Origin of the sequence: Streptomyces sp. NPDC021019, from assembly GCF_044333295.1 — a bacterium.
In the GTDB taxonomy this organism is placed as follows: domain Bacteria; phylum Actinomycetota; class Actinomycetes; order Streptomycetales; family Streptomycetaceae; genus Streptomyces.
This window is the reverse complement of record NZ_JBIRQR010000004.1, coordinates 440,274-462,646: the sequence shown is the minus strand read 5'-3', so window position 1 is coordinate 462,646 and position 22,373 is coordinate 440,274. Positions and strand designations below refer to the sequence as shown.

At 70.4% G+C, this 22,373-nt stretch carries 21 protein-coding genes; 12 read left to right on the top strand and 9 right to left on the bottom strand.

The window, feature by feature from the left end:
- Window positions 1–93 precede the first annotated feature (93 nt).
- The 4 genes from ACH4RG_RS24750 to ACH4RG_RS24735 all read right to left on the bottom strand — a co-directional run bounded on the left by ACH4RG_RS24750 (window position 94) and on the right by ACH4RG_RS24735 (window position 4,899).
- Window positions 94–1,902: an ATP-binding protein gene (locus tag ACH4RG_RS24750; protein ID WP_398540258.1), complete on the bottom strand. Its 1,809-nt coding sequence runs from the start codon at window positions 1,900–1,902 to the stop codon at window positions 94–96.
- A 372-nt stretch (window positions 1,903–2,274) separates the two neighbouring features.
- A complete protein-coding gene (locus tag ACH4RG_RS24745) occupies window positions 2,275–2,883 on the bottom strand; it encodes a hypothetical protein (protein WP_397920720.1) in 609 nt (202 codons plus the stop codon).
- A gap of 187 nt (window positions 2,884–3,070) precedes the next feature.
- Window positions 3,071–3,313, bottom strand: coding sequence for a type II toxin-antitoxin system Phd/YefM family antitoxin (locus ACH4RG_RS24740; protein ID WP_397920722.1), 243 nt, complete (start codon window positions 3,311–3,313; stop codon window positions 3,071–3,073).
- 197 nt (window positions 3,314–3,510) lie between these two features.
- Window positions 3,511–4,899 carry an MFS transporter gene (locus ACH4RG_RS24735; protein ID WP_398540257.1) on the bottom strand — a complete coding sequence of 463 codons (1,389 nt, stop codon included), beginning with the start codon at window positions 4,897–4,899 and terminating at the stop codon, window positions 3,511–3,513.
- A 458-nt stretch (window positions 4,900–5,357) separates the two neighbouring features.
- On the opposite strand from ACH4RG_RS24735, the gene ACH4RG_RS24730 reads away from it, so the two are divergent.
- The 3 genes from ACH4RG_RS24730 (at window position 5,358) to ACH4RG_RS24720 (ending at window position 6,961) form a co-directional block, all read left to right on the top strand.
- Window positions 5,358–5,606, top strand: a complete 249-nt coding sequence (locus tag ACH4RG_RS24730) for a hypothetical protein (protein WP_398540256.1) — start codon at window positions 5,358–5,360, stop codon at window positions 5,604–5,606.
- Window positions 5,537–6,373: a Scr1 family TA system antitoxin-like transcriptional regulator gene (locus ACH4RG_RS24725; RefSeq protein ID WP_398540255.1), complete on the top strand. Its 837-nt coding sequence runs from the start codon at window positions 5,537–5,539 to the stop codon at window positions 6,371–6,373. Before ACH4RG_RS24730 ends, ACH4RG_RS24725 begins: the two co-directional genes overlap by 70 nt.
- Before the next feature lie 78 nt (window positions 6,374–6,451).
- Window positions 6,452–6,961 (top strand): DUF6924 domain-containing protein, encoded by a 510-nt coding sequence (locus ACH4RG_RS24720; protein WP_397920730.1) that lies wholly within the window; start codon window positions 6,452–6,454, stop codon window positions 6,959–6,961.
- An 18-nt stretch (window positions 6,962–6,979) separates the two neighbouring features.
- On the opposite strand, the gene ACH4RG_RS24715 is transcribed toward ACH4RG_RS24720, so the two are convergent.
- Together ACH4RG_RS24715 and ACH4RG_RS24710 are read right to left on the bottom strand one after the other, a co-directional pair.
- Window positions 6,980–7,849: an aldo/keto reductase gene (locus ACH4RG_RS24715; RefSeq protein ID WP_397920732.1), complete on the bottom strand. Its 870-nt coding sequence runs from the start codon at window positions 7,847–7,849 to the stop codon at window positions 6,980–6,982.
- Window positions 7,850–7,918: 69 nt separating this feature from the next.
- Window positions 7,919–8,359, bottom strand: coding sequence for a VOC family protein (locus tag ACH4RG_RS24710; protein ID WP_397920734.1), 441 nt, complete (start codon window positions 8,357–8,359; stop codon window positions 7,919–7,921).
- A 266-nt stretch (window positions 8,360–8,625) separates the two neighbouring features.
- On the opposite strand from ACH4RG_RS24710, the gene ACH4RG_RS24705 reads away from it, so the two are divergent.
- The 7 genes from ACH4RG_RS24705 (at window position 8,626) to ACH4RG_RS24675 (ending at window position 17,340) form a co-directional block, all read left to right on the top strand.
- Entirely contained in the window at window positions 8,626–9,570 is a 945-nt protein-coding gene (locus ACH4RG_RS24705; protein WP_397920736.1) for an LLM class F420-dependent oxidoreductase, read from the top strand.
- A gap of 11 nt (window positions 9,571–9,581) precedes the next feature.
- Window positions 9,582–10,379 (top strand): SDR family NAD(P)-dependent oxidoreductase, encoded by a 798-nt coding sequence (locus tag ACH4RG_RS24700; RefSeq protein ID WP_397928557.1) that lies wholly within the window; start codon window positions 9,582–9,584, stop codon window positions 10,377–10,379.
- Between the two features lie 110 nt (window positions 10,380–10,489).
- A complete protein-coding gene (locus ACH4RG_RS24695) occupies window positions 10,490–11,611 on the top strand; it encodes an LLM class flavin-dependent oxidoreductase (protein ID WP_397920740.1) in 1,122 nt (373 codons plus the stop codon).
- A 310-nt stretch (window positions 11,612–11,921) separates the two neighbouring features.
- Complete coding sequence (locus ACH4RG_RS24690) at window positions 11,922–13,661, top strand: amidohydrolase family protein (RefSeq protein WP_398540254.1); 1,740 nt, start codon at window positions 11,922–11,924, stop codon at window positions 13,659–13,661.
- Window positions 13,658–15,124 carry an aldehyde dehydrogenase family protein gene (locus ACH4RG_RS24685; protein WP_397920744.1) on the top strand — a complete coding sequence of 489 codons (1,467 nt, stop codon included), beginning with the start codon at window positions 13,658–13,660 and terminating at the stop codon, window positions 15,122–15,124. Before ACH4RG_RS24690 ends, ACH4RG_RS24685 begins: the two co-directional genes overlap by 4 nt.
- A 227-nt stretch (window positions 15,125–15,351) precedes the next feature.
- Complete coding sequence (locus ACH4RG_RS24680) at window positions 15,352–16,938, top strand: APC family permease (RefSeq protein ID WP_398540253.1); 1,587 nt, start codon at window positions 15,352–15,354, stop codon at window positions 16,936–16,938.
- Between the two features lie 36 nt (window positions 16,939–16,974).
- On the top strand, window positions 16,975–17,340 hold the full coding sequence (locus ACH4RG_RS24675) for a DUF6463 family protein (RefSeq protein ID WP_397920748.1): 366 nt from the start codon (window positions 16,975–16,977) through the stop codon (window positions 17,338–17,340).
- A gap of 55 nt (window positions 17,341–17,395) precedes the next feature.
- Here the strand turns inward: ACH4RG_RS24675 and ACH4RG_RS24670 are convergent, their stop codons facing one another.
- Both ACH4RG_RS24670 and ACH4RG_RS24665 read right to left on the bottom strand, forming a co-directional pair.
- A complete protein-coding gene (locus tag ACH4RG_RS24670) occupies window positions 17,396–18,124 on the bottom strand; it encodes a siderophore-interacting protein (protein WP_397920750.1) in 729 nt (242 codons plus the stop codon).
- Between the two features lie 170 nt (window positions 18,125–18,294).
- Window positions 18,295–18,771 (bottom strand): sel1 repeat family protein, encoded by a 477-nt coding sequence (locus ACH4RG_RS24665; RefSeq protein ID WP_398540252.1) that lies wholly within the window; start codon window positions 18,769–18,771, stop codon window positions 18,295–18,297.
- 120 nt (window positions 18,772–18,891) lie between these two features.
- Between ACH4RG_RS24665 and ACH4RG_RS24660 the strand changes: the two genes are divergently transcribed.
- A complete protein-coding gene (locus tag ACH4RG_RS24660; RefSeq protein ID WP_397920754.1) occupies window positions 18,892–19,737 on the top strand; it encodes an LLM class F420-dependent oxidoreductase in 846 nt (281 codons plus the stop codon).
- A gap of 186 nt (window positions 19,738–19,923) precedes the next feature.
- Window positions 19,924–21,408, top strand: a complete 1,485-nt coding sequence (locus ACH4RG_RS24655) for a peptidoglycan D,D-transpeptidase FtsI family protein (protein ID WP_397920756.1) — start codon at window positions 19,924–19,926, stop codon at window positions 21,406–21,408.
- 159 nt (window positions 21,409–21,567) lie between these two features.
- On the opposite strand, the gene ACH4RG_RS24650 is transcribed toward ACH4RG_RS24655, so the two are convergent.
- Entirely contained in the window at window positions 21,568–22,302 is a 735-nt protein-coding gene (locus ACH4RG_RS24650) for an HAD family hydrolase (protein WP_397921734.1), read from the bottom strand.
- Window positions 22,303–22,373 lie beyond the last annotated feature (71 nt).

Here is a 22,373-nt window from a genome sequence, read left to right as displayed (position 1 = left end):
CAGTATTGCTCAACGGCCCGCCCGGTCTCGAGTGCTCTTACGCCCGGACGTAAGGAGAGTCTGCGTTCGTGGCACTGTTGCGCGTGGGCGTGGTCATACTCGCCGCGCCTGCCAGCGTGCATTGCGCGCCCGAGGCTTACCTACCAGCACCACAAGATTCTTCTCGCGAAGAGCTTGGAGTGCCCCCCGTACTTGGACGGCATCGAAGCCGGTCTTCGATTCGATCTCGTGCCTTTGTAGATCTCCCTCGGAGAGGGATGCGAGGACCGCTCTCTGGAGATCGGTCAAATTCGGACGGCGGGCGTGGTCGGCTGGCTCCGCCTCGATCTCCTTAGCCTCTGCGGGCGCAGCAAGGACCATGGTTCCCTCGGCTAGGCTGCCAAACAAATCTTCCTCGGGGTCTGGGTGGTGCCCGGCCCCGAGTGCGTAATAGGCAGAGCCCCGATTGCCGAACTGCTCAGCGATCCCCCTGTCGACGAGATCCTTCAGATCTCGGCTGGCGGCCCTGCTGTCGTGGACTCCGGTCGCGGCTCTGTATGAGCTGTTCGTTATCGTTTGGCCGTTGCGCATCATTACAAGCGCAGTCATCTGAGGTCGGGATAGTGGGCCTGTGCCCAGACTCCCCAGCCAGGCGAGTGCGTCATCATCGATCAAAGTATGGTTAGGGAATTCTGCCATGAAGAAGGAGATGTCGTCGATGAATCGCGGAGGCTCCATGCCTGCCTCAGTCAGCGAAATTCGAATCCGAGCAATTCCGCTACCTCGATTTTCGCAGACCATCCTGTTGTCGCTGTAGGAGGTATCTTCCAGGATCTTTAGCAGCGATTTGTTGCGTGAGGAGGAAACAGTTTCCGTGCCCAGGCTGTTTACCTCCACGGGGCCGTAGAGTCCACCTGGATTCCGGATCATGAGCCTATCCGGGTACATCTCTACCTGTACTTGCATGCCCCGGGAGGGCTCGGAGTAGTCTCTGTGTACCAGCGCATTTACCAAAGCTTCGCGCAAGACTTCTTCCGGATACTCCCACTCGTCTGTGCGGTATAGTCCGGAAACGATACTTCGACGTTTCATGTTGCGTTTGAGAATGCGAATGCATTCGCTTACCATCTGCGGGATGGGTCCGTCGATCGAGCGGTTCTCCGTAAAGCGTTCGCCTGATGGTCCTAGGACGCCGGCCTCAGGTGTTGGGTAGGCGACGAAAGTGATATCGAGCTGGGGCTCGAATTGTTGAGGGTAGAGCCCGAACGCAAGAAGCCCGGCCAAGGATGGAACCAAGGTGTCCTCGTGCTTAACAAGGACATTGAGCATTCGCAGTGCTTCTTCGTCGCTGATCCTGGTGAAGATCTGAGATTTTGTTTCGCGTACGCGACGCAAAAATCCACGAATTGTTTCTTCGTCGAGGTCGACTAGTGTGGCTTCTGTAATTGGGCGTAGGTCCTGCCGTTGCTCACTGCGGTTTGAGAGGAGGACGGATACCTCATAGTCCGTTAGCTTGCGGTCTCCATCGCTTACGCGGAGCCGGGATCCCGCCCAAGGGCCTCGATCCTTTTTGTGGCATGGGCGCTGGTCTCTCGGCGTAGGAGGGATGTGGCAGAGGATCACGTGGTGGCCGTCAATCTCTACGGTGGCCATCTCGGCGCGTACCGGCGGCTCCATTTCGCTGCATACTGCAGCGAGATGCGCTTCGACCTTTGAGGGTTCATTCACGCCGACAACGGTGAAGTTGGACTTTTCGTCTACGCCAAGGATGATCAGCCCGCCTTGCGCGTTCGCAAAAGCGCTCACGGTTTCCCACATAGAGGTCGGCAGGCCACCCTGCGAGCGCTTGACCTCGCAAGTGAAGTGATCCCCACCGAAGCGGCGAAGCTTCGCTAGCAAGTCATGCAGCTCGTTCTCTGTCACTGACCCACCTCCTGGTTTGTGTGGTGGCCAAGGGTAGCCTCATGCAGGTCTCGTAACCCACATGAGGCTGTATTGACACTCATGAGGCTCGCATGTGCTCGCGCGACCTGCATGAGGTGAGGTTCGTATCAGCCATCACCCACGTCAGCTCTTCATCCCGGCCGCCCCGACCCACGAACGCTCGGCTCTGCCTGGGGGAAGAGATCGGGACGGGAGCCCCGATCGGCCACTGGACCGGCCACTCGCGAGGCGCCCTGGCCGTGAGGGATCGCAGCCGTTGATGTCGGGAGTGGATGCCGAAGGCCAGCTAGGAACGTTCCTAGCCGGCCTTTTCGTTCGGGGTACACCCATGCAGGGCTTCGGCGGGGGTAGTCAGGCCGCCCGGAGGACGTCACAGGAGCAGTGGCGGAACTCCAGGCCGAGCTCCCGGTCCACGGCCGCGCTCGAACGGGTGGCGGCGTCGGAGACCTTCTCCCAGGAGCCGTACTTCAGGTAGAGCTGGTCCGCCGTCGGGCCGAGCGGGTTCCCGTACTTCTTCTGGTTGCGCGCCTCCAGCTCCGCGACCTGCTCAGGGGTCATGCCGGCGCGGACGACGTCCTTGGCGTCATTGCGCATCTGGACCAGAGCGCGGGCGATGTCCTCCTCCGAGCGACCCTCGGCGCGCATGGCGCACTCCGTGCGCTCCATGTCCTCAAGAAGGTCGTGGTAGCGCGTTCGCTGGTCGCGGGCGACCTCGCGCTCCTGCGGCGTCTCGCTCCGGATCAGGCACACGACCGGTTCCGGACTGGTGCAGTCACCGTGATCCGGGGCGGCCTGCGAGACAGGCGCGACGATGACCGAACCGCACCCGGCGGACGACGCGCACGGGTGCGCGGTGAGCGTGGCGGCAGAGGCGGACTGAAGGGGAAGGAAGACGACTTGGGCGACCAGCAGCGTGGGAACCACACGGCGGGCCAGCGAGCGCAGGCTGTTCCGTGACATGCGCTCATGGTTCGGCACACCACCACGAGAGCGGGGCGCGGCGAGGCCGTACCACCCCTGCGGGCCGCCGACTCCACTCGGCCGGGTGAAGCCGGAGGGAGCCCGGCGGGTGCCCTTCTCAGAGGTCGTCGGGCTTGCAACCGGCACGCCCCGGTGTCGGTGTGCGTTTCGGCGACGGCGACCAGGTTCACGACCCCATGTTCTTGAGCGTGAGCTCGGTCTCCTCGTCGGTGAGATCAGGAAGGCCCAGGTCGGGGAGGTGCAGGGCGCCCATGGGGCCGGTCGGGTAAGGAGGGACGTCCTCGTCACTGATGGGCACGACGCGCGCGACGGCGGTGCCGTTCCTGGTGACGGTGATGGTCTCGCCTCGTGCTGCCGCAGCGAGGATCTGTGAGGACCTCTGGTTGAAATCGCTGGCCGTGATCTCCATGTCATGCATGGTGCTACGTATCGCTCGGGTACTTGCGCGCTCCTGTGATCTCGAACGCGCAGTCCCCGTCGAGTGGGCCTGACGGGGCCGCACGACGGACCTTCGCGTCCTGCAGCCCAGCCCAGCCCAACCCGGCCCCACCCCGCCGGGCCGCGTCGCCCCGAACTTCGGGACGGCGCGACCCGGCCGGGTTCAGGTCACCCGGCCTGCTCCCGCAGGTCGGCCCCGGCCTGCTCCCGCAGGTCGGCCCCGGCCGCCGGAGCGGGCAGGGGTGCGGGCATGCGCCAGGCCACGACCGCACCCGTCACGAGCCCCACGCCCGTGAGCAGCGTCGCCACCACGAACGGGTCGAAGGAGTGCAGCGTGGGCGCGAAGCCGACCCCGACGCAGACCGCCACCCCGGCCGCGCCGCCCAGCTGGTCGGCGGCGCGCTGCACGCCCGAGGCGATTCCGGCGTCGTCCTCGGTAACGCCGGTGACTGCCACGTACTGGAGTCCGACGATGCCGAACCCCATGCAGGCCGAGATCAGCAGCATGGCCGGGACCAGTGCCATCCCGCCCGCGCACGAGACCGAGACCAGCGCGATCGTGGCCATCGCCGCCGCCGTGAACCCCATGCCGGCGAGCACGCACGCACGGGCGCCCCAGCGGCCCAGCAGGCGGGGCACCAGCATGGAGAACACGATCAGCGAGACCGCGAGAGGCAGCATCGTCAGCCCCGCGCCCAGCGGACCCACGCCCAGCCGATCCTGCAGATAGAACGTGAACAGCAGGAACGACGTGGACAGGGCCCCGCTCAGCAGCATCGTGGCCAGGTTGGCCGCGACCCGGGTGCGGTGCGCGAAGAAGCGCAGCGGCACCAGCGGGTTGTGTGAGCGGGCCTCGACCCGTACGAACCCGATCCCGGCCGCCACCGCCCCGGCCAGCGCCGCCGGGACCACCCACGGGGACGTTCCGGGCTCACCGGCCTCGACCACGCCGAACGTGAACAGCAGCGGGCAGGCGGTCAGCAGCAGCGCGCCGGGAAGGTCCAGCGCCCGCCGGTCCTCGGCCACCGGTCGGTCGCCGTCGACCAGGAAGACGGCCGCCAGCAGGACGACCAGGATGAACGGGACCGAGATCAGGAAGATCCACCGCCACCCCAGGTGAGCGGTGATGACGCCGGACAGCACGAACCCGAGCACGAGCCCGCAGCTGGCCACCGCCGCCCACACGCTCAGGGCCCGCGACCGGCGCGGCCCCTCGGGGAACATCAGGATGATGGTGGCCATCGCGGCCGGCAGCGCGACGGCCTCCCCGGCGCCCTGCAACAGGCGCATGACCACCAGCAGACCGAACGTGGGGGCCAGGCCCGCCAGCAGCGACGCGACGCCGAACAGGCCGGTGCCCAGCACCAGCACGCGCCGTCGGCCGAGCAGGTCGCCCAGCCGGCCGCCGAGCATCAGCATCCCGCCGCCGGTGACCGTGTAGCCGACCACGACCCAGGCGAGGGAGTGCCCGTCGACGCCGAAGTCGGCGCCGATCGAGGGCAGGGCGATGTTGACCACGGTCACGTCGACCGCGATGAAGAACTGCAACATGGACATCGCGCACAGCACCAGCCGTGCGCGCACGGGGGACGGGCCGTGACCGCGTGAGGACCCGCGTGAAGAGAGGATGCCTGAGAACATCAGGTGCTCCGTAGCTCAGAAGTGGCTCCGAGCAGCACGAAGAGGCCGCCCGGATCTGATCACGAAGCGGCTGGACGCCCTGGAAAGTGTGTGAGCAGACGCCCCGCCGCTAGCGGAGGGCCTTGGTCACCGCGGCGCAAGCGGCCGCGCACGAAGCTGCAGACATGCGATCGACGGTACCAGGGAGGGCTGGGGCGCCGCCGGGGAGCGGCCCTGCGGTAGCCCCGGAAGTACCCGCGAGGTCTGTCCCTCCGCCGGAAGTTGCGGCACCCTGGTCTCCGTTCAACTCGCTTAGGCAGACAGGCACTTCGCGCCCCGCGCTCCGCACCCGGCACCCCACTGCCCGGTTGTCGACCCGGAGGTTTCCCCCGCCCATGCGCTCGACCCGTACCAGTCTGCTTGCCCTGCTGGCGCTCCTCGGAGGCCTGCTCACGGTCACCGCCACCGCGAGCCCGGCCGCGGCCGCCCCCAACTTCAAGGCGCCCTACGGCTGCGGCCAGCAATGGACGTACAGCCATCTCTCCGCCGAGGTCTTGGCCTCCCAGATGGCGCCATGGCTCAGAGCGACATGCCCACGATGCGGAGCCGCCGACTCGGCGGTGAACTGCGACAGCTCCGACTGAACGCCGGCCTCAAGGTCCAGGACGTGGCAGAGGCCCTGGAGTGCGGGCAGCCGAAGACCAGCCAGATCGAGAACGGCAAGCGAGGCATCCGCCCGCTCGACCTGACGACCCTCCTCAATCTCTACGGAGTGGAGGATGGACGGCAGCGAGCCAGCCTGAAGCGGCTGGCGAAAGAGATGCACAGGGTCGACTGGTGGAGCGGACCGGAGCCCTTCCTCCACGACGTCCTGAAGGACTACCTGATGCTGGAGGCGGACTCGCAAGCGGTCCGCACGTTCGAACCGATGGTCATTCCGGGGCTGCTCCAGACCGAGGAGTACATGCGCCACCTGTACGAGGTCGCATCACCGGCCGACCAGGTGGAGTCCCTCGTCGAGACCCGCATGAAACGCAAGGAGCTGCTCGGCGACAGGCTCGGCTTCAGGCTCCGAGCCGTGATCGACGCCCCCGCACTGCACCGCATCGGCGGTGGGCCGCCACCCTGCACCCGGATCTTCCTGGACTGGTCAGGATCGCTCGTCGACCGGGGCTGCGGGTGGGCGTCACTTCCAACGGGGAGAACGGCGCGGACGTGCTGCCCGCGTGTGCGTCGGAGGGGCCTGGACCGGATCAACCGCATGGTGGGCGGATGCGTTCAGCGCATGGACCTCTGCGTTTCGCTCGGAAGCTTCGTCATGAGCCGGCTCTGCCGTGAGGTCACCACTTTCCGTGAACAGGAGATGGCGCGCCTCACCGCGCTCTCCGCCCCTCCCGGCTCGGTGCTGTAGGAACGCCGCATGGTGCTGTCAGTGGTGGGTGAGAGGGTCCGTGCGACAGGATCGAAATCGTCCGGGGAGCAGAGGGTGATGGACTTGCCGGAGATCGTCAGGCCCGATGAGTGGGCGCCTCTCGTCATCCGGACCGACTACACCGATGACGTCGCGTGGCGGGAGGTCGTCGCCGAGCTGGAACGTGTCGTCGGGGGCAGGGAGTGGGAGTCGCCGGTGCACCTGGTCGACGACCGGCGGTGGGCAGGGGTCACGAGTGATGAGGCTCTTGTCGCGGCGGCGCGGGACGAGGAGCTGAGCGTGGTGTTCCTCGCCGACGGCGTCACCATGCGCTCGCCCCTGCGTCCGCTGCTCGCGCTCGATCTCGGCGCGGACGACGACCAGGACCTCGATCCGGTCTACTACCAGGAGCTCATCGACTCCCCGCCGCCCCGCGAGGTGCGTGTCGTGCCGGACGCCGTTCACATGGTCCACGGGAATCTCCAGCTCGCGAACCTGGACTTCCCGGAGTTCGCCGAGGAGGCCGCAGCTGATCCGGACGGGGTCGTTCGGGATCTGGTGACCGCCCCCCACGGACCCGGGAGCTGAGACGACCGGCCGTCGGAGTCACGCGTTCTCCGCGATCCCGTCCAACCGCGCCCGCAGCTCCGGCGTGAGCACGATGTCCGCCGCCGCCGTGTTCTCCTCCAGGTGGGCGATGCTGGACGTGCCCGGGATCGGGAGCATCACCGGGGAGTGGTCCAGCAGCCAGGCCAGGCAGACCTGGGTGGGGGTGGCGTCCAGTTCGGCGGCCACCGCTGCCACCTCCGCGCGGTCGCCCGCCTTGCCCCAGGCCACCGTGCGCCACGGCAGGAAGGCGATGTCCGCCGCCTCGCAGGCCGCGAGGACCGGCTCGTGTTCGCGGTCGGTCAGGTTGTAGCGGTTCTGCACGCTCGCGATGTCGACGATCTCCCTGGCCTCGGCCAGCTCGGCGTCCGTCACCTCGGAGAGGCCGATCCGGCCCACCTTGCCCGCCTCGCGCAGGTCCCGCAGGGCGCCGAGCTGGTCGGCGAGCGGGGTCTCCGGGTCGATGCGGTGGAGCTGGAGCAGCTCGATCCGGTCCACGCGGAGTCGGCGCAGGGCGTGGTCCACCTCCGCGCGCAGGGACTCCGGGCGGCCGTTCAGGGCCCAGTCGCCCGTCTCGGCCGAGCGGACGACGCCGACCTTCGTCGTGATGAGGAGGTCGTCCGGGTAGGGGTGGAGCGCCTCCGCCAGCAGCTCCTCGTTGGCCCCGTACCCGTACAGGTGGGCCGTGTCGATCAGAGTGATCCCCAGCTCGACGGCCCGGCGGGCCACGGCGATGGCCGCCTCGCGGTCCTCGGGCCGTTCGGTGGGCAGGTGCATCGCACCGAACCCCAGCCGCCTCACGGTCAGGTCCCCGCCGATACGGAAGGTCGTCGTCGATGGCGTGTTCGGCGTGTGCGGCGTGTTCGGCATGTTCGCTGGAATCCCCTTGTTCGGATGGCCTCGCCAACGTAGCCGCCCGTGCTCTGCGGAGGAGGGGATTCAGGGGGTTCCCGGGCCCTGGAGGAGCTGGAGGTAGTTGCCCACCGGGTCCACGATCGTGGAGAAGAACCAGCCGTTCCCGGTGTCCTCGACCGGCCGCACCCACGTCACCCCGAGCGTGTTGAGGTGCTTCTCGGCCGCCCGGATGTCGCGCACGGTGAGGTTGATCAGCTGTCGGCCCGGTTCGGCGGCCTCGTCCGCCACGTCGTCCCGTTCGTCGAACCCGATGATCGCCCCGGGGCCGACGATCAGGAAGTGCTCCGCCCAGCGGGCGCCCAGGGGTTCCAGTGCGGCGCGGTACCAGGCGATCAGGGCGGCGGAGTCGGTGCTGCCGAGGATGATCCCGAGGCCTGTGATGCCCCCGGTGCCGGTGCCGGTGCCGGGGCTGGTGCCGGTCCCGGGGCTGGTGGTGCCGCTGCTGTCGTCGGTGGAAGCCGTCATGGTCGTTCTCCTTGCTCGGTCGGTCGATCGTGCGAGCCGCGTGCTGTGTGCCGTGTGCCGTGCCGTGTGTCTACCGGGCCGCCCCAGGTCGGTCTGCCGGTCCGTCCTGCCTACCACTCCTGACCGTCGGCGGCCGTGAAACTCATCGGCCCCCGCCGCCGATGCCCCCGATGCACCCCACCCCTTGTCTGATGGCCCGTCAGGTATGACGATGGCGGCCGTCACCCGGGGCGGACCGCCCCGGGCCGGAGGGGAAGGAGGCCGCTGTGCCGATACTGCCCGGCGGGCCGCTGTCGTACGGGATGCAGCTGCCGGTCCAGTCGCAGAGCGTCATCTACGCGGAACCCTGGGAGGCGGCGGCGACCCCCGCCGATCTCGTCCGCATAGCCCGCGCCGCCGAGCACGGCGGTTTCGCCTACATCGCCGGCTGCGATCACGTCGCCATCCCGCGACGGCTGGCGGACGGCATGAGCACCGTCTGGTACGACCCCGTCGCCACGCTTGCCTTTCTCGCCGGGGTCACCGAGCGCGTGCTGCTCATGAGCCATGTCGCCGTCGTCGGGCTGCGCCACCCGCTCGTCACCGCCAAGCAGTACGCCACCCTCGACCACCTCAGCGGCGGCCGACTCGTCCTCGGGGTCGGGGCCGGGCATGTACGGGAGGAGTTCGAGGCGGTCGGGGCGGACTTCGACGGGCGTGGGGGTCTGCTGGACGAGTCGATCGACGCGCTGCGGGCCGCGCTCGGGCCCGAGGAGTACCCGGAGTTCGCGGGGGAGCGGTTCTCGTTCGGCGGGCTCGGGCAGTTGCCCCGGCCCGCCCAGGAACGGGTGCCGATCTGGGTGGGTGGCTCCTCGCCCGCCGCCACCCGCCGGGCCGCCGTGCGCGGGGACGGGTGGCTGCCGCAGGGTGATGCCCGGGACCGGCTGCCCGCGCAGATCGCCCGGGTGCACGCCCTGCGGGAGGAGGCGGGGGTCGAGGCGCCGATCGTGGTCGGTGCGATCACCGAGCCGCTGTACGTCGGTGAGCCCGGGTGGTCCGTGGGGCGGCGGACGCTCACGGGGAAGCCGGAGGCCCTCGCGGAGTCGCTGCGGGAGTACGCGGCGATCGGCGTGCACCAGATCCAGGTGCGCTTCCGGAGCCGGAGCGTGGACGAACTGACCGATCAGATGGCGGCGTTCGGCGCGGACGTGGCCCCTCACCTCGGTACGTGAAGGAGACGGACATGGGCAAGCTGGACGGGCGGGTCGTCCTGGTCACCGGGGCGGCGCGTGGGCAGGGCGAGCAGGAGGCGCGGCTCTTCGCGTCCGAGGGCGCGCGGGTCGTCGTCGCCGATGTGCTGGTCGAGCAGGGGGAGGCGTTGGCGAAGGAGTTGGGGGAGGAGTTCGGGGAGGGCGTCGCCCGGTTCGTGCGTCTGGACGTCGGGAGCGAGGAGGACTGGGCCGCAGGCGTGGCCGCGGCCAAGGACGCCTTCGGGAAGATCGACGGGCTCGTCAACAACGCGGGCGTCCTGCGCTTCAACGAGCTGGTCAACACCCCGCTGGCCGAGTTCGAGCAGGTGGTGCGGGTCAATATGACCGGCGCGTTCCTGGGGATACGCGCCGTCGCACCCGAGATCGAGGCCGCGGGCGGCGGGACGATCGTCAACACGTCCTCGTACACCGGTCTGACCGGCATGCCCCTGGTCGGCGCGTACGCCGCGACCAAGCACGCGGTGCTGGGGCTGACCAAGGTCGCCGCCATGGAGCTGGCGGGGAAGGGCATCCGGGTCAACGCCGTCTGCCCGGGGGCCGTCGACACCGCGATGAGCAACCCGGCGCTGCTGGACGCGGACGCCGACCTGTCGGCGTCGAGCGCGGCTCTGGACGCGTACTACCGCAAGCTCGTGCCGATGGGGCGGATCGGCCGGCCCGAGGAGGTCGCCGCGCTGGTCCTGTTCCTGACCGGCCCGGACTCCTCGTACGTCACCGGGCAGCCGTTCGTCGTGGACGGGGGTTGGCTGGCGGGAGTCAGCCCTTTCTGACGAGACGTCAGGTATTGACGGGTCGCGGTGGCGGTGGAACAGTCGGTCGCATCGCAATCTGACGATGCGTCAGAAAATTCGCCAGGAAGACTTGAGGACGGTGAACCTCCGTGGAATTCGGGCTCTTTGTTCAGGGGTACGTGCCCGCCGCGCGTGCCAAGGTGGACCCCGAGGCAGAGCACAAGGCGCTGATCGAGGAGACCGAGTACGTCATCCAGGCGGACAAGTCCGGCTTCAAGTACGCCTGGGCCTCCGAGCACCACTTCCTGGAGGAGTACTCGCACCTCTCCGCCAACGACGTGTACCTCGGCTATCTCGCGCACGCCACCGAGCGCATCCACCTCGGCTCCGGCATCTTCAACCCGCTCGCCCCCGTCAACCATCCGGTGAAGGTCGCCGAGAAGGTCGCGATGCTCGACCACCTCTCCGAGGGGCGCTTCGAGTTCGGCACCGGACGGGGTGCGGGCAGCCACGAGATCCTCGGGTTCATGCCGGGCATCACCGACATGAACCACACGAAGGAGCTGTGGGAGGAGACGATCGCCGAGTTCCCCAAGATGTGGCTCCAGGACGAGTACGTCGGCTTCCAGGGCAAGCACTGGTCCCTGCCGCCGCGCAAGATCCTGCCGAAGCCGTACGGGAAGTCCCACCCGGCCATGTGGTACGCGGCCGGGTCGCCGTCCTCGTACGCCATGGCGGGGAAGAAGGGGCTCGGCGTGCTGGGCTTCAGCGTGCAGAAGGTCTCCGACATGGAGTGGGTCGTCGAGTCCTACAAGAACGCGGTCAAGGACGCCGAGCCGGTGGGCGCGTTCGTCAACGACAACGTGATGGTGACGTCCACCGCGATCTGCGCCGAGACGCACGCCAAGGCGGTGGAGATCGCGGTGGGCGGTGGGCTCAACTACCTCCAGTCGCTGCTGTTCCGCTACCACGACACGTTTCCCCGGCCGGAGGGGATCCCGGAGTGGCCGCAGCTGCTGCCGGAGTACAGCGAGGAGATCGTCGAGCTGCTCATCGCGGAGGAGCTGATGATCTGCGGCGACCCCGACGAGGTGCTGGAGCAGTGCCGGCGGTGGGACCGGGCGGGGGCGGACCAGTTGAGCTTCGGGCTCCCGATCGGGATCAGTCCCGAGGACACGATGAACACGATCCGGTTGATCGGGGAGCATGTGATTCCGCGGATCGACACGGATCCGGTGCATCGGACCTCGCGGTTCCGGGCCGCGGGCTGACCGCACGGGGCTCTGCCCCGGGCCCCGCTCCTCAAGCGCCGGAGGGGCTGGAGTACGCGCCTCAAGCGCCGGCGGGGCTGGTGTTCGGGGCTCCGCCCCGGGCCCCGCTCCTCAAGCGCCGGAGAGGCTGAAACGCGCGCCTCAATGGCCGGAGGGGCTGAAAACGCACCACGTCCCCACCCATGGCCGGGCGGCGTCTTCCCGGACCGTCGCCCTGATGAGCCGGGGTGCGTACCGCGGCCGAAAGCGTGCGCACCCCGGCTGTCCCACGCACCCGAGCCGGAGAAGGAACCCCGAGAAGGGAACCGTCATGCTCGACCACCTCATCCGCCGCGCGACCGTCGTGGACGGCACCGGCGGGCCCGCCTACACCGCCGACGTCGGCATCCGCGACGGCCGGATCGCCGTCGTCGCCGAGCCGGGGACCCTCACCGAAGAGGCCGTCACCAGCGAGGACGCCGACGGGCTCGTCCTCGCCCCCGGCTTCGTCGACCCGCACACCCACTACGACGCCCAGCTCTTCTGGGACCCCTACGCCACCCCCTCCATGAACCACGGCGTCACCACCGTCGCGGGCGGCAACTGCGGGTTCACCCTCGCCCCGCTCCACCCCGACCGGCCCGAGGACGCCGACTACACCCGGCGGATGATGTCGAGGGTCGAGGGCATGGCGCTCGCCGCGCTGGAGGAAGGCGTCGACTGGACCTGGTCCACCTTCCGCGAGTACCTCGACGCCCTCGAAGGGCGCATCGCCGTCAACGCCGGGTTCATGGTCGGGCACTGCGCCCTGCGGCGGCACGTCATGGGCGCGGACGCGGTCGGCGGGCAGCCCACCCCGGCCCAGCTGGACGCCATGCTCGCCCTCTTCCACGACGCGATGGACGCCGGGGCCTGGGGGCTCTCCACCACCCAGTCCTCCACCCACTCCGACGGTGACGGCGAGCCCGTCGCCTCCCGGCACGCCCGGCCCGAGGAGCTGCTCGCCCTGTCCCGCGCGGTCGGCGAGCACGAGGGGACGCAGCTGGAGGCGATCGTCGCCGGGTGCCTGGACCAGTTCTCCGACGAGGAGATCGACCTCTTCGTCGACATGACCGCCGCCGCCGGACGCCCGCTCAACTGGAACGTCCTCACCATCGACGCCGCCGTCCCCGAACGCGTACCGCGCCAGTTGATCCCGAGTGAGCGAGCCCGCCGCGCCGGCGGGCGGATCGTCGCCCTCACCATGCCGATCCTCACCCCGATGAACATGTCGCTCGGCACCTTCTGCGCCCTCAACCTCATCCCCGGCTGGGGTGAGATCCTCGCCCTCCCCGTCCCCGAGCGGATCGAACGCCTCCGGGACGCCCGCACACGCGCTGAGATGCTGCGCCGCGCCGACAGCAAGGAGGCCGGGGTCTTCCGCCGGCTCGCCAACTTCGGCCGGTACGTCATCGGGGACACCTACAGTGCCGCGAACGAGGGGCTCAGCGGGCGGGTCGTCGACGACATCGCCGCCGAGCGCGGCCAGGACGCCTTCCACTGCCTGGTCGAGATCTGCGCCGCCGACGACCTGCGTACGGTCCTGTGGCCGATGCCCACCGACAACGACCCGGACTCCTGGGCGCTGCGGCAGCGGACCTGGGCGCACGAGGACGTCCTGCTCGGCGGCTCCGACGCGGGCGCCCACCTGGACCGGATGTGCGGGGCGCCTTACACCACGCGCTTCCTCGGCGACTGTCTGCGGGGGCGGAGACTCATCTCCCTGACCGCCGCCGTGAAGATGCTCACCGACGACCCGGCGCGGCTCTTCGGGCTGCGCGAGCGCGGGCGGATCGAGGAGGGCTTCCACGCCGACCTCGTCCTCTTCGACCCCGAACGGATCGACGCCGGGCCCGCGACCCTCGTCCACGACCTGCCCGGGGACAGCCCGCGCCTGGACTCCAAGGCCATCGGGATCGTCTCCGTACGCGTCAACGGGGTCGAGACCCTGCGCGACGACAAGGTGACGGGGGCGGTGCCGGGGACGGTGCTGCGCTCGGGCCGCGACACCCGGACGGTGAGTACGGCGTGAACGACGGCAGCCCCGGCAAGCTCTTCGTCGGCGGGGAGTGGACCGAGCCCGCCGCCGGGCACTACGAGGTCATCGACCCCGCCACCGAGGAGGTCGTCGGCCTCGCCCCCGAAGCGAGCCGCGCCCAGGTGTACGAGGCCGCCGCGGCGGCGCGCGACGCCTTCGGGCCCTGGTCGCGGACCCGGCCCGAGGAGCGTGCCGCGATCCTCGACCGGGCCGCCGACCTCGTCCGGCGGGACTTCGCCGCCCACGCCGAGGTCGCGCGGGCGGAGAGCGGCGCCACCGCCTCCACCGCCCGGGGGATGCAGGTGGGGGTGGGCATCGCCCGCTTCCGGCGGTACGCGCGAGGGGCCCTGGAGCCCGTGGAGGAGGCCGTCGCACCCCAGATCAACGAGGCCGGTCCGATGGGGCGGGCCGGGGTCTTCGGGGCGCTGGCCGTCCGCCAGCCGGTCGGCGTGATCACCTGCGTCACCTCGTACAACAACCCCTGGGCCAACCCGGCGGGCAAGATCGCGCCCGCGCTCGCGATGGGCAACACGGTCGTGGTGAAGCCCGCCCCGCAGGACCCGCTCTCCGTCTACCGGATGGCCGCCGCCCTCGCGGAGGCGGGTGTTCCGCCGGGCGTCGTGAACGTCGTCACCGGGTCGGGCGCGGAGGTGGGGGAGGCCGCGGTCGACTCCCCGGAGGTCGACATGGTCAGCTTCACCGGCTCCACCGCCGTGGGGCAGCGCATCGCGGAGGTGTGCGGGCGCGGGATGAAGCGGCAGCTGATGGAGCTGGGCGGCAAGGGGGCGGCGCTCGTCCTCGACGACGCCGACGTGGACCTGGCCGTCGCGGGCATCGGCACGACGTTCTCCTTCTACAGCGGACAGATCTGTACGGCTCCGACCCGCGTCCTGGTCCACCGGTCCCGGCAGGACGAGCTGATCGCCGCGCTCACCGCGTACGCGAACCGGCTCACCGTCGGCGACCCCCGGGACCGGGCCACCGTCGTCGGCCCGGTCATCTCCGCCGCCCACCGCGACCGCGTCGAGGCGTATGTGGAGCTGGGCCGGAAGGAGGGCGCGCGGGTCGTCACGGGCGGCGCCCGGCCCGGCCACCTGGACCGGGGCTTCTACGTGGCGCCGACCCTGTTGGCCGACTGCACCCCGGACATGCGGGTGGTCCGCGAGGAGATCTTCGGGCCGGTCGTCGTCGTCGTCCCCTTCGACGACGAGGAGGAGGGCGTCGCCCTGGCCAACGACAGCGACTACGGCCTCATGGACTACGTGTGGTCCGGGGACGTGGCCCGCGCTTTCCGGATCGCCCGCCGACTGCGCGCGGGCGGGGTCGGCGTCAACACGGTCGGGCGGAACATGGAGGCCCCGTTCGGCGGGTTCAAGAAGAGCGGCGTGGGGCGGGACGTGGGCTCGTACGCGCTGCACGCCTACAGCGAGACGCAGGCGATCGTCTGGCCCGGCTGAGGGGGCGTCCCGGGGGCGCGGGAAAATTTTGAATCAGTACGAAACGGACAGTGCTGCGATTACCGTACGGCGCTACGCCTGACTGAGTGGCATGCATTGCAAGGCTTCACGCGAATGCGGCCTTGAATTGGTGAAGCGTTCCTGGGGAGTTGGCTGATATATCCAAGGGTGAGACGTTGGAGTCTCACGCTCCGGATGTGGATATCGCAGCGCATAGCGTCCTCCCCATGAGTCAGCTGGACGCGCGGCCACGGGCCGGAGACACGGTACGGGGAAGCTTGCCGGCCGACGGTGGTGACGGCCGCGGTGGCGTACGGGGCAAGGGGCTCGGCGGGAACTCCGTCGGCCTCATGGGCAGCGCCGTCATCGGCGTCTCGACCGTCGCCCCCGTCTACTGCCTGACCTCCACCCTCGGCTCCACCGCCGGAGAGGTCGGCGCGCAGATGCCCGCCGTCTTCCTGGCCGGGTTCCTGCCGATGCTGCTCGTGGCCTTCGCCTACCGCGAGCTGAACCGGGCGATGCCGGACTGCGGCACCTCCTTCACCTGGACCGTGAAGGCGTTCGGCCCCCGCGTCGGCTGGATGTGCGGCTGGGGCCTGGTCATCGCGACGATCATCGTGCTGTCCAACCTGGCGGGCGTCGCCACCTCGTACTTCTGGCTGCTCGCGGGGGAGATCGCCGGCAGTGCGTCGGTCGCCGCCCTGGACGACAGCAAGCCGGTCCACATCCTCACCTGCCTGGTCCTCATCGCCGTCGCCACCGCCATCAGCTACCGGGGCATGACCGCCACCAAGGGCATCCAGTACGCCCTGGTCGGGCTCCAGCTGGTCGTCCTCGCCGTGTTCGTGACGATGGCCCTGAGCAAGGCGGGCGGCGGCGGACCGGAGTTCGCCTCCTCGCTCGACTTCTCCTGGTCCTGGCTCAACCCCTTCGCCGTCCAGTCCTTCGCGGCCTTCACCGCCGGGCTGTCCCTCTCGATCTTCATGTTCTGGGGCTGGGACGCCTGCCTGACCGCCAACGAGGAGACCACGGGCAGCGAGAAGACCCCCGGCCGCGCCGCCCTCATCGCGATGGTCGTCCTGGTCGGCTCCTACCTCGCCACCGGCATCGCCGCGCAGATGGCCGTCGGCTCCGGCACCTCCGGGCTCGGCCTCGCCAACCCGGACACCTCCGACAACGTCTTCGCCGCCCTCGCCGGACCCGTGATGGGCCCCGGCCTCGGCGTCCTCCTCTTCCTCGCGGTCCTCGCCTCGGCCGCCGCCAGCCTCCAGACCACGTTCATCCCGGTGGCCCGCACGGTGCTCGCGATGTCCGCGTACGAGGCGATGCCGGCCTCGTACGCCAAGGTCCACCCCCGGTTCAGGACCCCCGGCCGGGCGACGGTCACGGCGGGCATCGGCACCGGGGCCTTCTACACCGTGATGACCCTGGTCAGCGAGCACGTCCTGGTCGACACCATCTACGCGCTCGGCCTGATGATCTGCTTCTACTACGCGCTGACCGCCTTCGCCTGCGCCTGGTACTTCCGCGCCGAACTGACCCGCTCCGCCCGGGACCTGGTCTTCAAGGGCCTCTTCCCGCTGCTCGGCGGCACTCTGCTCGCCGCCGTCTTCGCCAAGACCCTCTACGACATGTGGGACCCGGCGTACGGCTCCGGATCCTCGGTCCTCGGCGTCGGATCGGTGTTCGTCATCGGGGTGGGGCTGCTGCTCCTCGGCGTGGTGCTCATGGTCGCGATGGAGCGCCGCAGCCCGGCCTTCTTCCGGGGCGAGATCCTGACGAAGGAGACCCCGGCCCTCGTGGTCGAGGACTGAGCCCGTCGGACCGTGCGGGGGCCGTACGCTGTGGCCATGACGCGACGTTCGACGGGGCACTGGCTCCAGGTGGTCGGTATCGCCCACGGCGCCATCGGCGCGGTGATCTACCGGGACGTGCTCGCCGAACTGGGGCGGGACGTGGTCGACTCCGTGCCCGACCGGGGCGACCGCGCCGCCGCCTTCTGGTTCATGGCCGCCGCCCCCACCCTGTGGCTGGGCGGCCGGCTGCTGCGCTCGGCGGAGGAGCACGACGACATCCCGGCCCAGCGCGCGGCGGGTATCGCCCTGACCGCCGTCGGCGTGGTCGGCACGGTGGCCATGCCGAAGAGCGGGTTCCCGAGCCTGGTGGGGATCGGCGGTGTCCTGCTGCGCAGGTCGATGCGGTCCGGGGCCGCGTAGGCGCGTACGGCGAGCGCCGGAGCCCCCGGCCGCCCCTGCGCGGAAGCTGTCGGCCCTACGGCCGCCAGTAGCCCAGCGCGTTCACCCGGTCCTTGGGCAGCCCCAGCTCCTTGCGGAGGTACGCCGACAGGGTCCGGGTGGTCGCCGTGTCGCAGGCGACCCAGACGTACGCGTCCGTGCGGTCCTCGCCCAGCAGCTCCGGCAGGGCCGCCCGCACCTCGGAGACCAGATGCGCGCCCGCCTCTCGGCGCTCCACGTGGTGCAGGGTGTGGTGGGCCCCGTCGAGGCGCAACGGCAGTTTCCGGTCCTCCTCGTGCGCGGTCTCGAACCAGATCGTCGCCGGGGCCGACGGGACCGCGTCCAGCAGGGAGTTGATCGCCGGCAGCGCCGCCGCGTCACCGATCACGAAGAGCCGCGAGGGCGCGGGGTCGGGAAGGGTGAAACCGGTGCCCTGGAGCGTCGCGTCGATCGTTTCGCCGATTCCGACGGTCTTCGCCCAGTCGCAGGCAGGGCCCTCGTGCAGGGCGAACTCCAGACTGAACGTGCCCGTCTCCGGGTCGGGGTCGACCAGAGTGTAGGCGCGCTGGTGGGGTTTGCCGTCCTTCTCGAACCACAGCCGCACCCACATCGTGGGGTGCGCCCCGCCCGTCGCGGCGAGCAGCCCGCCGTCGGTCACGTGCACCCGGCGGAAACGGTCCGTGACCTGTTCCGCGCCGGTCACCGTGAACGTGAAGTCACGCCCCCTGAACAGCTTGAGAACGACGCCTTCCCAGCCATGCCCCACGGTGTCTCCTGCCTCGCCCCGGTGCCCCGGGCCCACGGCCCGAAGGTCAATTTAGGTGAGGCTAACCTAAATTTCGAGAGCTGGGGAGTGGCCGGGAACCAGCGCGACGGGGGACGGCCGCCACGATGACGCGTGGCGGCCGCGCCGCGGCCCGCGTGACGCGGAGGGGGCTACGGGGCCGGGTCCGACCCGTCCGGGTGCAGTGCGCCGCCCGGCCGGAACATCCGCTTGGCCACCGGGTGCCCGGCCTCCGCCGCCATCCGGAACCACGGCTCCGCCGCCGTCGGCCCCTCGCGCTGCTCGACCAGCCGTCCCAGCTCCCACATCGACTCCACGTCACCGGCCTTCACCGCCTGCCGCAGCAGCCGCTCGGCCGCGTCGGGGCGTCCCTCGGCCCGCGCGGTCAGGGCGAGCGCCCGCAGCCCCCGCACGGCCCGGGCGTCCCCGGCCGCGGCCGCCGCCGCGAGCTTCGCCGGATCGACGGGGCGGCGCGAACGGCTCCGGAACAGCAGCAGGAGCCCCAGCACCCACATGATCCAGCTCAGGCTGATCAGCGTGCCGCTGCCGGTGACGACCCCCGTCAGGCTCAGCGCGCCGCCCGCAGGCAACAGGAAGTACCCCAGCCCCAGCCCCGGTCCCGGCCCCATCGCAACTCCTCTCCGTCCGCTCCCGACGCACGCGGACGACGGTCTCGGATTTCCTTGTCGTACGGCATACCTTGGCCCTTCGCGCGCATGACGCGCTGACGGACGACGGAGGTGTTCTCGATGCGGATCTCCACGACGATCTTCCTCACCGACGAGACGGTGACCCCGGTCAGGCTCGCCCGCGAGCTGGAACAGCGACGGTTCGGCGGGCTGTATCTGCCCGAGCACACGCACATCCCGGTGATCCGCAGCACGCCGTACCCGATGGGCGGGAAGCTGCCCCGGGAGTACGGCCGCACCCTGGACCCGTTCGTCGCCCTCGGCCAGGCCGCCGCCGTCACCGAGCGCCTCGCCCTGGGCACCGGCATCACCCTGGTCGCCCAGCACGACCCGATCGGCCTGGCCAAGCAGGCGGCCACCCTGGACCACCTCTCCGGCGGCCGCTTCACCCTCGGCATCGGCTACGGCTGGAACGTCGAGGAGGCGGCCGACCACGGGGTCGAGTGGTCGACGCGCCGGGAGCTGGGGCGGGACCGGATGGCCCTGATGCGGGCCCTGTGGGCGGACGAGCCGACCCGGTACGAGGGCGCGTTCGGCTCCGTACGGGCGAGCGAGGCGCACCCCAAGCCCGCCCAGCGACCGCGCGGCCCGGTCAACGGACCGCGCACCCTGATCGGCGGCGGGGCGGGCCCGAAGCTGTTCGCGCACATCGCGGAGTACGCGGACGGCTGGCTGCCCATCGGCGGCGGGGGCCTCACCGAGTCGCTGCCGAAGCTGCGGACGGCCTGGGAGGAGGCCGGGCGCGACCCCAAGGGCCTCCAGGTGGTGCCGTACGCGGTGCTGCCGAGCCCGGGGAAGCTCGCCCACTACGCGGAGCTGGGCATCGAGGAGGTCGTGCTTCAGCTGCCCCCGGCCGACGAGGCGGAGGTCCTGCGGACGCTCGACGACTACGCCGCGTATCTCTGACGGCAACGCGGCTACGCCGGGTATCTCCGGCGGTCACGCCGCGTACCGCCGAGGAGGGGGGCCCGGGGCCGCCGGTGCAACCGCACGCGCGCACAGGGCATCCTTGTTCATCGGGGAACGCATACGCGGGCCCGGTCGGCGGGCGCCCCGCCGTCCAGACCGGAGCCCGCCCGGGTGGGGAGTGGAATGAACAGGCCGTTGCGGCACATAGCCATCTTCTGCGGGCTGCTGGTGCTGGCCCTGCTGCTGCGGGCCAACTGGCTCCAGCACGTCGACCGCCAGGAGCTGGCCCAGCACGAGAAGAACGCCCGCGTGCGGTTCGAACGGTTCGCGACCCCGCGCGGCGACATCATCGTCGGCGGCAAGGCGATCACCGGATCGAAGGAGACCGAGAGCCGGGACTACGCGTTCCTCCGGACCAACAAGGACGGTGCGATGTACGCGCCCGTCACCGGGTACGCCTCCCAGTCGCGGGGCACCTCGCTGCTGGAGCGGACCTACGACAGCGTCCTCAGCGGCCAGGACGACCGGTTCGCCTTCCGGCACGCCAAGGACATCCTGACGGGGCAGCCCCGGCGCGGCGGCGACGTGATCACCACGATCGACGCCAAGGCGCAGAAGGCGGCCTACAAGGGCCTCACCGACCTGGGCGCCCGGGGCGCGGTGGTCGCCCTGGACCCGCGCACCGGCAAGGTGCTGTCCCTGGTCTCCACGCCCTCGTACGACCCCGAGACCTTCGCCGGGATCTCCTTCAAGGAGAGCGACCGCTTCACGGCGCTGGAGAAGAAGAAGGGCAAGCCGCTGGCCAACCGCCCGCTGCGCGAGACCTACCCGCCCGGCTCCACCTTCAAGATCCTCACGGCCGCGGCGGCGCTGGAGCACGGCGTGGTCACGGACGTGGACGCCAGGACGGACGCGGTCTCGCCGTATCCCCTCCCGCTCTCCACCAACAAGATCGGCAGCGAGGCGGGCGACGCGGTGTGCGACAAGGCGTCGATGAAGACCGCCATGCAGTACTCCTGCAACAACGTCTTCCTCGACGCGGCGTCCGAACTGGGCGAGGACCGGATGCGGGAGACGGCGGAGAAGTTCGGCTTCAACGAGGACGTGTACGCGGAGGAGTTCGGCGACATGCTCGCCACGAAGAGCCTCTACCCGCAGAAGCTCGACAAGCCCGGCACGGCCCTCACCGGCATGGGCCAGGGCAGCCTCACCAGCACCCCGATGCAGATGGCGATGGTCACGGCGGCCCTCGCCAACGACGGCAAGCTGATGCAGCCCTACATCGTCGACGAGCTGCGCGGCCCGGACCTCTCCACGCTGGAGAAGAACGAGCCGATGGAGATGAGCCAGGCCGTCTCGTCCGAGACGGCGAAGAAGGTCCAGGAGATGATGGAGTACACCGCGAAGGAGGGCAGCGCCAAGCGCGCCCTGATCGACGGTGTGACGGTCGGCGGCAAGACGGGCACCGCCCAGCGCGGCGTGAACGTCCGCGACGAGGTCCCGTACGGCTGGTTCGTCAGCTACGGCAAGAAGGACGACGGGCGTTCGGTCGCGGTCGCCGTGTTCATCGACCCGACGGACATGGACATCTCCCGCTCCGACATCTCGGGCGGCCGGCTCGGCGCCCCGATCGCGAAGAGCGTGATGCAGGCGGTGCTGGGGGACTAGCGGGTGCCCGGCAGCCGGCCCGTCCGGCGTGTGAGGACGGAACCCCTGCCCCGGCGTGCCGGAGGGCGGAGGGGGCCGTCAGCCGGGCGGGCCGGAAACGCCACGCACCGGCCGTGCGGTCACCGCACCAGCCGTGCGGTCACGGCACCAGCCGTGCGGTCACCGCACCGACCGCAGCGTCCCCCACCGCACCACCTTCGCTCCCTCGCCCGGCGGCGGGTCCGACGCGTCCGACACGGCCGACGTGTCGGGCCCGCCCGCCCCCGGCAGGCCCACCAGCTCCGTCAGCGCGTCGATGCGGAAGTCCGCCGTCTCCACCACGTCGGGGTGCTCCGCCCACCAGTGCCCGTACGGCCCCCGCCGCAGGTGCGCCGTCCGCATCCCCGCCGCCGCGGCCGGGAACAGGTCCTCCGCCGGGTGGTCGCCCACGTACAGCGTCGCCCCGGGGGCCGCGCCCGCCACCTCGGCCACCCGTGCGAAGAACTCCGGGTCCGGCTTCCGGGCGCCCCACTCGTCCGAGGTGACCACCAGATCGACGGGCAGGTCCAGGCCCCGCAGCAGCTCCCCGGCCCGGACCGTGCCGTTCCCCGCCACCACGACGCGGATGCCCGCGGCCCGCAGCTCGCCCAGCGCGGGCCGGACGTCCTGGTAGAGGTCCGACTCGTCGAGGTGCTCCCCGCGCCCGGCGGCGGCCCGCGCGCGGTAGGCCTCCTCGACGTCCATGTCGGGCCGCAGGACGCGCAGCGCGTCCGTGGCCTCGCGGCCTTGGGCGACGGCCGCGCCCACCAGCGCACTGAGCGTGTGCGGTGGTACGCCGAGCCAGTTGGCCCAGGACGCCCAGTGCCGGTCGTCGCGTACGAGGGTTTCGCCGATGTCGAGGACGATCGTTTCCATCACCGTTCCGACACTAAGCGCGAGAACACCGTCGGCGGGGTCTCATCCGGGTGAGTCGGCACGCACGAGTG

What these genes read in the sequence shown, in the direction of transcription:
- ACH4RG_RS24700 (WP_397928557.1), top strand. Translation starts at nt 9,582, where the DNA reads ATGGGCAAGCTGGACGGGCGGGTCGTCCTGGTCACCGGGGCGGCGCGT.
- ACH4RG_RS24735 (WP_398540257.1), bottom strand. Translation starts at nt 4,899, where the DNA reads ATGTCCATGTTGCAGTTCTTCATCGCGGTCGACGTGACCGTGGTCAAC.
- ACH4RG_RS24710 (WP_397920734.1), bottom strand. Translation starts at nt 8,359, where the DNA reads ATGACGGCTTCCACCGACGACAGCAGCGGCACCACCAGCCCCGGGACC.
- ACH4RG_RS24660 (WP_397920754.1), top strand. Translation starts at nt 18,892, where the DNA reads ATGCGGATCTCCACGACGATCTTCCTCACCGACGAGACGGTGACCCCG.
- ACH4RG_RS24715 (WP_397920732.1), bottom strand. Translation starts at nt 7,849, where the DNA reads ATGCCGAACACGCCGCACACGCCGAACACGCCATCGACGACGACCTTC.
- ACH4RG_RS24650 (WP_397921734.1), bottom strand. Translation starts at nt 22,302, where the DNA reads ATGGAAACGATCGTCCTCGACATCGGCGAAACCCTCGTACGCGACGAC.
- ACH4RG_RS24690 (WP_398540254.1), top strand. Translation starts at nt 11,922, where the DNA reads ATGCTCGACCACCTCATCCGCCGCGCGACCGTCGTGGACGGCACCGGC.
- ACH4RG_RS24665 (WP_398540252.1), bottom strand. Translation starts at nt 18,771, where the DNA reads ATGGGGCCGGGACCGGGGCTGGGGCTGGGGTACTTCCTGTTGCCTGCG.
- ACH4RG_RS24680 (WP_398540253.1), top strand. Translation starts at nt 15,352, where the DNA reads ATGAGTCAGCTGGACGCGCGGCCACGGGCCGGAGACACGGTACGGGGA.
- ACH4RG_RS24740 (WP_397920722.1), bottom strand. Translation starts at nt 3,313, where the DNA reads ATGGAGATCACGGCCAGCGATTTCAACCAGAGGTCCTCACAGATCCTC.
- ACH4RG_RS24655 (WP_397920756.1), top strand. Translation starts at nt 19,924, where the DNA reads ATGAACAGGCCGTTGCGGCACATAGCCATCTTCTGCGGGCTGCTGGTG.
- ACH4RG_RS24720 (WP_397920730.1), top strand. Translation starts at nt 6,452, where the DNA reads ATGGACTTGCCGGAGATCGTCAGGCCCGATGAGTGGGCGCCTCTCGTC.
- ACH4RG_RS24725 (WP_398540255.1), top strand. Translation starts at nt 5,537, where the DNA reads ATGGCTCAGAGCGACATGCCCACGATGCGGAGCCGCCGACTCGGCGGT.
- ACH4RG_RS24745 (WP_397920720.1), bottom strand. Translation starts at nt 2,883, where the DNA reads ATGTCACGGAACAGCCTGCGCTCGCTGGCCCGCCGTGTGGTTCCCACG.
- ACH4RG_RS24675 (WP_397920748.1), top strand. Translation starts at nt 16,975, where the DNA reads ATGACGCGACGTTCGACGGGGCACTGGCTCCAGGTGGTCGGTATCGCC.
- ACH4RG_RS24730 (WP_398540256.1), top strand. Translation starts at nt 5,358, where the DNA reads ATGCGCTCGACCCGTACCAGTCTGCTTGCCCTGCTGGCGCTCCTCGGA.